The organism is Campylobacter mucosalis, from assembly GCF_013372205.1.
Lineage (GTDB): Bacteria > Campylobacterota > Campylobacteria > Campylobacterales > Campylobacteraceae > Campylobacter_A > Campylobacter_A mucosalis.
In genome coordinates, this window is record NZ_CP053831.1 from 278,003 (window position 1) to 289,644 (window position 11,642).

General features: G+C 34.2%; 7 protein-coding genes. 1 reads left to right on the plus strand and 6 read right to left on the minus strand.

From position 1 onward, the window contains the following. Position 1: 1 nt before the first annotated feature. The 6 genes from CMCT_RS01440 to CMCT_RS01465 form a co-directional block, all read right to left on the minus strand. On the minus strand, positions 2-1,174 hold the full coding sequence (locus CMCT_RS01440; protein ID WP_034970564.1) for an Opr family porin: 1,173 nt from the start codon (positions 1,172-1,174) through the stop codon (positions 2-4). Between the two features lie 9 nt (positions 1,175-1,183). Beyond that, positions 1,184-2,806, minus strand: coding sequence for an HAL/PAL/TAL family ammonia-lyase (locus tag CMCT_RS01445; RefSeq protein ID WP_034970562.1), 1,623 nt, complete (start codon positions 2,804-2,806; stop codon positions 1,184-1,186). Between the two features lie 259 nt (positions 2,807-3,065). Continuing rightward, positions 3,066-5,594, minus strand: a complete 2,529-nt coding sequence (locus CMCT_RS01450; RefSeq protein WP_176324981.1) for an autotransporter outer membrane beta-barrel domain-containing protein — start codon at positions 5,592-5,594, stop codon at positions 3,066-3,068. Positions 5,595-5,835: 241 nt separating this feature from the next. Then, the gene (locus CMCT_RS01455) at positions 5,836-8,382 is read right to left on the minus strand and encodes an autotransporter family protein (RefSeq protein ID WP_176324982.1); all 2,547 of its coding nucleotides are present in this window, start codon (positions 8,380-8,382) and stop codon (positions 5,836-5,838) included. A 174-nt stretch (positions 8,383-8,556) separates the two neighbouring features. Beyond that, positions 8,557-9,714 carry an O-antigen ligase family protein gene (locus CMCT_RS01460; RefSeq protein ID WP_034969399.1) on the minus strand — a complete coding sequence of 386 codons (1,158 nt, stop codon included), beginning with the start codon at positions 9,712-9,714 and terminating at the stop codon, positions 8,557-8,559. Next, complete coding sequence (locus CMCT_RS01465; RefSeq protein WP_217903844.1) at positions 9,714-10,805, minus strand: glycosyltransferase; 1,092 nt, start codon at positions 10,803-10,805, stop codon at positions 9,714-9,716. Before CMCT_RS01465 ends, CMCT_RS01460 begins: the two co-directional genes overlap by 1 nt. 66 nt (positions 10,806-10,871) lie before the next feature. On the opposite strand from CMCT_RS01465, the gene CMCT_RS01470 reads away from it, so the two are divergent. After that, the gene (locus CMCT_RS01470) at positions 10,872-11,642 is read left to right on the plus strand and encodes a polysaccharide deacetylase family protein (protein WP_034969401.1); all 771 of its coding nucleotides are present in this window, start codon (positions 10,872-10,874) and stop codon (positions 11,640-11,642) included.

The following is an 11,642-nucleotide window of genomic DNA, read 5'->3' on the forward strand; positions in this document are numbered from 1 at the left end:
CTTAAAAACTATAAGTTAGTCCAGCACTTACTTGAACTAAGCTTGGATAACCCGGCTGTGGCTTAAAGACTTGATCATATGCAAACAATGCCTTTAGATTGTTTGTTATAGGATAGCCAAGCCATGCACTGACTTCGTTTTGGCGATATTTTGTTTCATCTTTCATTGTTCTATACTGCGTTGTTCCGTAAATAAAGGTTGCCGAGAGCTTTTGTATCATGGTCGAGAGCATACCATAATAAGTATGTACATCACGCTCATACATTACATCACCCTCTTCAAACATTACAATCTGATCGCCATCAAGATTCATACTACCCCAACCAGCCTTTTTGCCAGTTTGTACATAACCAAGCGTAAAAGTTGTATCATTGTGAGTTACATAAGCTAATGCTTCAAACAACTTACCATCATCTACATTGCGAAATTTGCTTTTTTCTTTTTCATTACTTTGTGCGTAGTGAAGTGTTGTGCCAACTGATAAGCTGTCGCTAACCTTTCCATCATACATAAATTTGCCACCAACTGCCGAAAAAATGTCATTTGAGTACAAACCATAAAGCTTTGTGCTAATTCCATTTTCAAATTTATACTTCCCACCAAGGCTAAACAAACCATCATTGTCGTTTAACTTTCTAAAACCCCACATCTCTTTTGCGTAGGCTCTACCCTTTGCACGTGTCCAAAGTGCATCGATCTCTAAATTTTTAATAGAATTATTTGTTATTCTAACACCATCGTTAATCTTTCCAATCCAATCAGTTACCATTTGTTGGCGACCAAGTTTTACAACCGTATCATAGGCGTTGTATTCAAGATAGAGCTGTGAGATAAGGTATCTATCATCTTCATAAATTCTCTCTGTTGAATCACCCGTTCCATTGTATGTTTTAAAATTCCTATCGCCTTCATAAAATGGTGCTGTTGCCCTAAAACCAACTACTGCTTTAAAATTTTTATAAAAATCCGTTTCATAATTTAACCCAATCGAACCAACTGCCCAAGATGTGTTATTGTAATACGTATTTTTTTGACCTTTATTTATATGGCGACTTTCAAAATACGCAGACACATCTCCACTAGCTTTGCCATTTTTAAAAGCTTCTTCAAGACTTTGGCTGTCTGCAAATAAACAGCCAGTAAGAAGCCCCATTAAAACTAAACTCTTTTTCATTTTTCTTCCTTATTTATAAGCTTTTAAGAATTTTGCCGAGTTTCTAAAATCATCAGTATAAGGTCTATCAACTTCCACAAATTTGACTATTTTACGATATTCATCATATAGTTTTTTCGTTTTTGCTGATAGTTTTAATTCTGGATTTTTTTGCATTCTTAGATCGATAGCTTGAGCTGCGTGCATAAGCTCCATACCCAAAATGTGATAGTAGTTATCAAGCTGTTTTTGAAGCTTTTGCATAACATAAGGTGCATTTGTAGCTACATCTTCAATCTCTCCAGCAACTGGTGTGTAGTTTAGTGATGCTGGATTTGCAAGATGTTCATTTTCACCAGCTAGTGCAACAAAAGGCTTTTGCATAGCACCAAAAGCATGAACTGTTTTATCAGTGCCTAAAAATCTTGTTAGATGTGTAAAGTTATCATTTGAAAGCTTAATCGTGCGAAGTGAGCTGGCTTTTGAGTTATGAGCTATCGTCAGTGAAGCCTTTTCAAACTCAAGTACCCATAAAAGTGGTTCAAAATTTGATGTAGGTACGACCGCTCCATCTTTTGTAAATAGCTTTTTCTCTTGAAATTTATCAGTTTCACTCTTGTTTGCCAATGAAATTCCTGGATTATCATCAGATGAGTTTAACTGTATTTTCATTAAATTTTCAAGTTCATCAATGTTACCTTGCATAGCTGCAAAAAAGTATGATGCATCGCGGTAACTTAATGGATCTTGAAGTGCTCGTTCATCGTTTTGATCCCACAAGTAACTATCTTTTAGAATTTCTCTTAACTCTTTTGTTGTCTGAACAAACGTTGGAAATGGACGTAAATCACTAGCTTCTTTTAAAAATGGAGCGACATTGCCATTAAATGCTTCGATGCTTAACGCAAAGACTAGCTTTGATATTTCAAGCGAGTGCTTCATATCTTCAAGCACAAGACTAGCAAGTGCAGCCGAGTAAGCGTTTGAACTAAGAATACTTAGGCTATCTTTGCCAAATGGAGAGAGTTTTTTAAGTCCAGCACGTTTTAATGCCTCGTGGGCATTCATTTTTTCGCCCTTAAAATAGACATAACCTTCGCCCATCATGGCAAGACCCACATGACCAAGTATTGTAATATCAGCCTCGCCCATAGAGCCAGTGCTTGGCATAGCTGGGATAATGTCATGATTTAAGAATTCTTTATATAAATTTATAACATCAGTTTGCACACCAGCTCCTGCAAAAAGCATATTATTTAGCCTTGTAGCAAGCACGGCACGAGCTGTTTTAAGTGGCATATCTTCGCCAACACCACCGCAGTGAGCATGAATAAGCCCAATGTTAAAATCAGTTGAAGCTTTTATGACTTCGGCATCAAGATTGCCCTTTGCATCAACAAATTTCTTATCTTTATTTAAGCCAACACCAACAGTTAAACCATAAATTTTCTGTCCATCTTTTGCTGCATTTAACAAAACATTATGAGCTTTTTGGGCTTTTTTAATGGCTTTCTCGCTAAGCTCAACTTTTGCTCCATCTGAAATTTTTACAATGTCTGCCGGAGTTATATTTTCTCCATTTAAAACAATGCTACTAGCATTTAGACTAAGAGCCATTGCAGCCGCAAGCGATAATAATCTAAAACTTTTCATCTGTTCCTCCTAAATAAAATGTTAATGTAATTTTAAATAAAAATAATTTCCAAAAAGTAATTTTTTATTTAATATTACATCAAACTCTTTTACTTAAGCTGTTCTATATGTAGAATCGTCAAAAACTTCTTATTATGTAAAGATCAAAATAGTATATTTAGGCGAAGTTCCATAATCAAACAGCCAAGACCTAAGTCTTAGCTGTTTAGTATGTATGTATGTTTATTGTATGTTTGTATGCATACTTATTGTATGTATCTTAGAATTTATAAGAAACTCCAAGTGTTCCATTATAGTATTGCTCTTTTGCTTTAGCTTTTGCACCAAAGTTAATGTTTGTGCTTAGATTGTTTGTAATCTTAAACTCAGCACCAGTCTTAAGAGTAATGTATGTATTCTTTTTCTTATCAGCATCAAACACTACATCTTTACTAGAACCTACAAATTTTACACTAAGGTCATTTGCACTCTTACTAAGTTCTCTTTCTACACCAGGAGTTATATAAAAGTAGCCTGCATTATCAGTATATACTCTAAACTCACTACCAAGTTTTGCTTTTAGTGTCTTTAGAGTTGTATTACCAAATATAGCAGGAACATTACCATCTTCTGTAAAGCCATCATGTTTAATATGAGTATATGATAGACCTGCTATAGGTTTAATAAACATAGCATTACCTAAACCAAATACATAACCATACTCAACATCTACATCAAAGAATTTACTATCATACTTTCCTGTTGAAGTACCTATCTTAGAATCCATTGCATGTCTGCTTAGTTCATTTCTTCCAAATCCATATCCAATCTTAGCATCTATCTCGCTTTGATCAAAGTAGCTTCTTGAATATACACCAAAGCTATAGTTATCAGATTCACTTCTTACTTGTGAATCTTTTGATTGTACTTTTGCATAGTTGATAAATCCACCAACTATAGTGTTATCAAATGCTTTATCATAACCTAGTGTTACACCCCAAATGCTTGGATTAGCAGAGTCTTTTATTTTACCTTTACCACCAAAGATATTACCCCATAGGTTATTATCATGGTTAAATCTATTTGTATACTCTTTTATTACACTTGATAGACTATCACCAGCATCAGCAAATGTTTCTCCTTCTAGCTCATTAATAGCTTGTGCTAGTGCTAGGTCTGCATTAAATGGGTTTGATAGTTTTGCTAAGCGAGTGTTTGTAGCAAGTCCTGTATTAAACATTATGATATCAGTAGATGTACCTTTGTTCTGTGATCGTTGGCTTTGCTCTATTGATGTGTTTAGTGCTTTTGCAGTATCAGCAAGTTCTTTTGCATTATATGAGGTTACTATAGATTTTACAGTATCATTTGCTAAGACAGTATCAGTAAATGATCCTAATACTTCACCTTGTTTCTCTTCTAGGTTTGCAACCTTTGTTACACCTGTTGCACGAGCATTAGCTGCGTTTTTTAGTTCTTGTTGGGCTTTTGCGATTTGGTCAGGTTTCTTCTCTGTTATGGCTTTATTGAGAGCTCCTAGTTTATCTCCTGCAATATCTGAACTGCTAGTGACTTCTGCAATAACTTTGTTTGCGCTAGCCATAAGTTTATTTACTGAGGCAAGATCAGCCTCTGCCGTTGTTACGCCTATTACTGCTCTTGTCACTTTTTCTATTTCTATTTTTGCAGCTTCTACTGCCTTTTGGGCGCCGTTATTATTATCATTGCCTATAAGGGCATCTAGGACTTTAGCTTTTTCCGTATTATCTGATAAATTCTGTGCACCACCATTGTCAAAATCATCTTTCTTTGCAGTGCCATTCTTTATTCCATTAATGTCCTCTTTGGTTAGTGCTCTACCATTGTTTGCTTTAGTTTGTAGCTTTACACCTGCATCTATGGCAGCTATTAATGCGTCGGCTTTTGCTTTAATATCACCATCACTATTAGTGTTTTTACCTTTTGCTGTGGTTAATTTATTTGCAAGTGCTTTTATATCAGTTTCTTGTTTTTTAATTGCCCCCTTGTCTGTGCCATTAAGTGTTAATTTGTCTTTTGGCGCATCTGCTATTGCTTTATTTAGCTCTTTTTGTTTTTCTGTGACATTAGCTTGTTCTTTTTTTATGTTATTTTGGATGTTGTTTAGTATGAAATCTTTATTTTCGACAAATGCTGTGTATTTTTCATCTTTTTCGTCTATTTTCTTATAGTCTTTTATAATGTTTTCTACACTAGCATCTATTGCACCCTCTCTTTCCTCTTTTTTTTCATTGTGCTTTTCTTTAAATTGTTCTACAAACGATTCCCAAACATCTTTGTTATTTTCTGCAAACATAGCATTTATCTTATCATGAATGTTGCCGCTATTTTTAAACTCATCAAGAGCTATAGTTATTTCTGCACCACCGCCATTGTTAACTGCTGTGTTATCAGCACCTTGTTGTATTTGTAATTTTATATTTCCTGTTGAAGTTATTTTTAATGTTGAAGCATCTTTACCTGTTAGTGTAATATCGCCATTTTCTGTAATTTTGCTTTTTTCATCTTTTATCACTTTAAGGGCATTATAAATTTTTGTATTTATATCAGTGTCAGTCTTACCCTTCTCTCCAGTCCAAGTTTTTAAATCACTATAAATGCCACCTAACTCATTTACGGCTTTAAGAATTTTATTATAAGCAGCTGTTCTAACTAATTCACTCTCTTTGTTCTTAATTAGATTTGCCACATTTTGATTTGGTTGAGCCAACGCAACCGTAGATATACTAGCACTTAAAAGTGCAACACATGCAATCTTTGAAAATTTCATTTTAACTCCTTAAATTATTGTAGAAATCACAATGGTATTTTACCCCCCCCCACTTAAAGTAATGTTAAAATTTATAATGCTTTTTAAATAAAGTTTTACTTTTTGATGTTTTTAGGTGTAAATTAGATTAATGAGTTAGGATTATAAAGTCATACTTCCAAACAGCCAAGACCTAAGTCTTAGCTGTTTAGTATGTATGTATGTTTATTGTATGTTTGTATGCATACTTATTGTATGTATCTTAGAATTTATAAGAAACTCCAAGTGTTCCATTATAGTATTGCTCTTTTGCTTTAGCTTTTGCACCAAAGTTAATGTTTGTGCTTAGATTGTTTGTAATCTTAAACTCAGCACCAGTCTTAAGAGTAATGTATGTATTCTTTTTCTTATCAGCATCAAACACTACATCTTTACTAGAACCTACAAATTTTACACTAAGGTCATTTGCACTCTTACTAAGTTCTCTTTCTACACCAGGAGTTATATAAAAGTAGCCTGCATTATCAGTATATACTCTAAACTCACTACCAAGTTTTGCTTTTAGTGTCTTTAGAGTTGTATTACCAAATATAGCAGGAACATTACCATCTTCTGTAAAGCCATCATGTTTAATATGAGTATATGATAGACCTGCTATAGGTTTAATAAACATAGCATTACCTAAACCAAATACATAACCATACTCAACATCTACATCAAAGAATTTACTATCATACTTTCCTGTTGAAGTACCTATCTTAGAATCCATTGCATGTCTGCTTAGTTCATTTCTTCCAAATCCATATCCAATCTTAGCATCTATCTCGCTTTGATCAAAGTAGCTTCTTGAATATACACCAAAGCTATAGTTATCAGATTCACTTCTTACTTGTGAATCTTTTGATTGTACTTTTGCATAGTTGATAAATCCACCAACTATAGTGTTATCAAATGCTTTATCATAACCTAGTGTTACACCCCAAATGCTTGGATTAGCAGAGTCTTTTATTTTACCTTTACCACCAAAGATATTACCCCATAGGTTATTATCATGGTTAAATCTATTTGTATACTCTTTTATTACACTTGATAGACTATCACCAGCATCAGCAAATGTTTCTCCTTCTAGCTCATTAATAGCTTGTGCTAGTGCTAGGTCTGCATTAAATGGGTTTGATAGTTTTGCTAAGCGAGTGTTTGTAGCAAGTCCTGTATTAAACATTATGATATCAGTAGATGTACCTTTGTTCTGTGATCGTTGGCTTTGCTCTATTGATGTGTTTAGTGCTTTTGCAGTATCAGCAAGTTCTTTTGCATTATATGAGGTTACTATAGATTTTACAGTATCATTTGCTAAGACAGTATCAGTAAATGATCCTAATACTTCACCTTGTTTCTCTTCTAGGTTTGCAACCTTTGTTACACCTGTTGCACGAGCATTAGCTGCGTTTTTTAGTTCTTGTTGGGCTTTTGCGATTTGGTCAGGTTTCTTCTGCTTTATTGCTTCATTTAGAGCCTTTGACTTAGCATTTGCGATACCTACGTCGCTGGTTGTTTCTGCAATGACTTTGCCTATTTTAGTCATAAGTTTGTTAGATTTTTCAAGTTCGCCATTTGCTGTGTTTACGTCGTTGATTTTATTTGTTACTTTAGTTATCTCTGCTTGTGCTTCCTTTGTCGCTTTAAATGCGCCAGTTTCAGCATTATTGGCAGCATCTCCTATAAGTGCATCTAGGACTTTTTTGATATTATCACCTCCTGTGAAATCTTGCGCACCTCCATTATCAAAATCATTTATACTTAAATTTGCACCCCCAGCAGCAATAGTGTCAATGTCTTTTTCTGTTAACTCTCTGCCACCTACGGTTTTAGTTTGTAGCTTTACACCCGTTCTTATAGCTACTTTTAGTGCGGTTACTTTTTCTGCAATATCGTCTAGTGTAGCACCTTTATTTTTTGCTGCGGTTAGCTGTTTTGTAAGTTCTTCATTAATAATCTTTGATTGTTTAGTTATTCCAGCATTATCTTTGCTTAATAGAGTTAATTTTTTATTATCTACTTTTTTTATTTCTTCATTTACTTTGCCTTGAGCATCTATAACAGCTTTTTCTCTCGTGGCTATATCTGCTCGGACACCATTTAGCATAACATCTCTGTTTTCAATGTATGCTGTATATTCATTTTCAACACTAGGTACTGATTCTGGTCGATCACTGATAAGATCCTTGGCAAGTTCTAGTGCTGCTATATTTATATTTCCTTTTCTTTTTTCTTGTTCAATGTTGTGCTGTTTTGTAAAATCTTCTATAAATGCTTTCCAAACATCTCTGTTATTTTCGGCAAATATCTGTTTTATTTTTTCTTTATTAATACCTTCAAAGTCCGTAAGCGTCAGAGTTGTTTCTTGAACTGCCGTATTGCCATCATCAGCTATGGTTATTTTTATGGATTTATCGCTTCCTATTACTAATTTTGAGCCTGTACTACCCTTTATTTCCAACTTGTCAGATCCTGGTGCTATTTTATCTTTTAATGTTTCTATTCTTCCAAAAGCTGCATAAATTTTACTATTCACTTCTGCTTTTAATTGATCTCCACCATTGACTGCTTGAGCTCCATTCCATTTAGCTAAGTTTTCATAACCTATAGTTTTTAGCTCATTTATAACTTTCATGATCTCTTTGTAACCAGCTGTTCTAGTTGCTTCATCTGCTTTGGCGTTTTGCACATCGTCTAACTTGGTAGCCAACGCAACCGTAGATATACTAGCACTTAAAAGTGCAACACACGCAATCTTTGAAAATTTCATCTTTAACTCCTTAAATTATTGTAGAAACTACGGTAATATTTTACCCCCCCCACTTAAAGTAATGTTAAAATTTATAATGCTTTTTAAATAAAGTTTTACTTTTTGATGTTTTTGGGTGTAAAAACAATAGAGATAATTTATCATTGCAAGATAAAAATGGCAGTGATAAGAATATTACTTTGGGTCGGTGCGTAATTTTATGATCGCTAATGCCGCTGCCCAAATAAATAGCATAAGTAATGCATTTTCGTGATGAAAGGTGGTGTTTGCCAAAGAGATGACATTTTGATAACCAAGAACTAAAAAAGCTAAAAACACAAATACGCTAGACTTTATATTTTTTACAAATTTTAAAAAAAGACCAATCTGAAAAGCTAAATATCCAAGCAGGGCAACTATACCTTTTTCTGTAAGAAAGGTTAAAAATGTATTGTGAGAGTGTGAAACCCTAACTTCTAAATTTCCCGGAAAATAGTGCGTTATATCAATGCTTTTAAACATGCCTGAGCCTATGCCAAATATGGGATTGTCCTGCCATGTGTAAAACGCAGACCAAAAAATCGGATATCTCGTTTCATTTGCCGTAACGCCTTGCGCTACTTTAGAGATTATCCTTGTGTCTGGAGTTATTAATACGCTTGTTGCTGCAATGGCTACTAATGCAATAAATATTAAAGAAATTTTGCCAAGCTCCATTTGTTTTGTAAAGCCAAAATAGCCAAGTGTAAAAATAAGCACAAAAGGGCTAATATACATGGTAGCACGAGAGCCAGTAATAAAAATACCAACAAGGCTAACAACTGCAACAAATATGCTAAAATTCCTTAAAAATCTATCCTTTTGTGTGATAAATGCCAATGATACACTAAAAACTAAAAGCATAAAAATAGAGCTGTGGTTTACGTGTCCTATAGATTTTAGCTTAAATAAGGTCGTTGGATTGTCTGAACCAAATTTGACAATACAACCCATAACAAAAGCGACTAAAAAACCAACAAAAAGCGATAAGACAGCGAATTTTAGATTGATTTTGCCAATGCCTGTCGCTCTTAAAACAAAAAAGAAAATCACACATCTTGTAACATCAAGGACGTTTTTAAAAGGTGATGAATTAACCAATGCGCTCAAAATAGTAAAAGCCATAAATACTAAAAGCCCGATATTTATGATATCAAACTCAAATTTTCTACGCTCATTTATGGCAATATATGTGCCTGTGATTATAAAAATTGCCAATGATATCTGTTTTATACCTTCGGTGACTGGTAGTGAAAATAGAAATAAATAGAGTGAAAAATTATAGATTTGATAGATGTTTTTTTGTAAATTCATTATTTTGCCTTTAATAAATTTGTGTAAATTTGATAAATTTTCTTAGCCATTATATCCTTTGTAAAGTTATTTTTTACAAATTCTCTTGCGTTTTGCTCTAAAATTTCACGCTCGTTGCTGTTTTGCAGTAAATTTTCAAGCTCATTTTGGATTTTTATCTCATCAAAATCAACAAGTTTAAAATTCTTGCCATCATAAAGGTTGCTCACGCTACCTACGTTAGTAGCGATACTTGCTTTTTGCATTAGTAGTGCTTGCATTAGGGATTGTGGGACACCCTCGTTTTCTGATATCATCATATAAATATCAATCGCTTTTAAAAACATAGCTGTATTTTCTTGATGTCCTAGCATTTTTACATACTCTTGCATATTGTTATTTTTTATAAAATCACGTATATTTTGCTCTTGTGGTCCGCTGCCTACTATTACAAACAGGGCATTTGGGTATTTTTCGTGTAAGTTTAGAGCTATTTTTAAAAATATATCGTGGCGTTTTATAGCTCTTAAAACAGAGAGCATACCTATGTAAATTTTGCCATTTTCTAGCCCAAATTTTTTAAGACTTTCGTTTTTATCGTAAAGCTCGGATCTAAATTTTGTATCATCAACGCCAGTTGGGATTGATAGGATTTTTTGCGGATTTATGCGGTTGTTTTTTATCATAGCATCTTTTACATTTTCGCCAGTTGTGATGATAAAGTCTGCTAGTTCATTTATAAAATTTAGCCTTGAACTACTTATCGCATTTGAGAGATGACGAGTTCTTATAAACTTTATCCCAGCTATTTTTGCCGCTAGTCCGCCAATCCACGTGTCTTTACCGCTGTGTGAGTTTAGTATATTTATATTGTTTTGCTTGATGAATTTTGCAAGGGCAAATATGCTTTTAACATCAAAAGCGCCTTTAAAATCAAAAAAGACAACATCTAGCCCAGCTTCTTTTGCTTTTGTGGCTATCTTGGCGTTACTTCTACAAGCGATGATGATATTTACGCCGTATTTTTCTTTAAGAGCTAACGACTCGCTTATTGTGCGTATCTCTTGACCGCCCCAGCCATCAGACCATTCTGTGTGTATAACTTTTATCATTAAAAACCTATTTTTTAGTTAATTTTAGCTAAAATCACAGAAAAATAAAATAAATTCGGAGTTTTTATGGGCGTTGTGGTTTTAATGTATCATCACATTTTACCAGAGAGTGGATTTATAGCAAGTAGTGTGAGCGAGTTTTTAGCCCAGATGAAATTTCTAGCAGATAATGGCTATAAAACGCTTACTTCTAGTGAGTTTTTAGCCTATAAAAAGGGCGAATTTGCTCCGCCAAAAAAGAGCGTTTTTATCACTTTTGACGATGGTTGGCGAGATAATTTTTACTACGCTTATCCGATTTTAAAGCAGTTTAATCTAAACGCCACGATATTTTTAGTAACCCAGTGGATAGAAAAATCAAGCGAACAAAACGCCCTTAAAAAGGCGGAATTTACGCCCTTACAGCACACACAAGCAAAACAGCAAGCACCCCAAAATCCAGCCTCGCTATTTTTAAACTGGGACGAGGTGGCTAAGATGAGCGAGCTTTGCGACTTTCACTCTCACACGCACGGACACACCGATGGGTATTTTGGCAATTTGTCTTTTTTAGAGGATTTGGAGCTTTGTAAAAGCACGATAAAAAATCGGCTTGGCTTTGATGATACACACCTTTGCTGGCCACGTGGTAAATTTGATGATGAAAAACTAAAAATTGCTAAAAATTTAGGCTATGAGATATTTTACACGACAGAGCGTGGGGCAAATTTGGCAGATAAAAATTTAGATTACGTTAAGCGAATAGCCGTTAAAAATGGTGCTTTTTGGCTAAAAAAGAGCCTTTTTATATACCAAAATGAGTTTATTGCAAATTTATATTCTAAGTTTAAGAGGTAG

Bases quoted from the DNA above. Each gene is read 5' to 3' on its own strand.
- CMCT_RS01455 (WP_176324982.1), bottom strand. From the start codon at position 8,382: ATGAAATTTTCAAAGATTGCGTGTGTTGCACTTTTAAGTGCTAGTATA.
- CMCT_RS01440 (WP_034970564.1), bottom strand. From the start codon at position 1,174: ATGAAAAAGAGTTTAGTTTTAATGGGGCTTCTTACTGGCTGTTTATTT.
- CMCT_RS01460 (WP_034969399.1), bottom strand. From the start codon at position 9,714: ATGAATTTACAAAAAAACATCTATCAAATCTATAATTTTTCACTCTAT.
- CMCT_RS01445 (WP_034970562.1), bottom strand. From the start codon at position 2,806: ATGAAAAGTTTTAGATTATTATCGCTTGCGGCTGCAATGGCTCTTAGT.
- CMCT_RS01470 (WP_034969401.1), top strand. From the start codon at position 10,872: ATGGGCGTTGTGGTTTTAATGTATCATCACATTTTACCAGAGAGTGGA.
- CMCT_RS01465 (WP_217903844.1), bottom strand. From the start codon at position 10,805: ATGATAAAAGTTATACACACAGAATGGTCTGATGGCTGGGGCGGTCAA.
- CMCT_RS01450 (WP_176324981.1), bottom strand. From the start codon at position 5,594: ATGAAATTTTCAAAGATTGCATGTGTTGCACTTTTAAGTGCTAGTATA.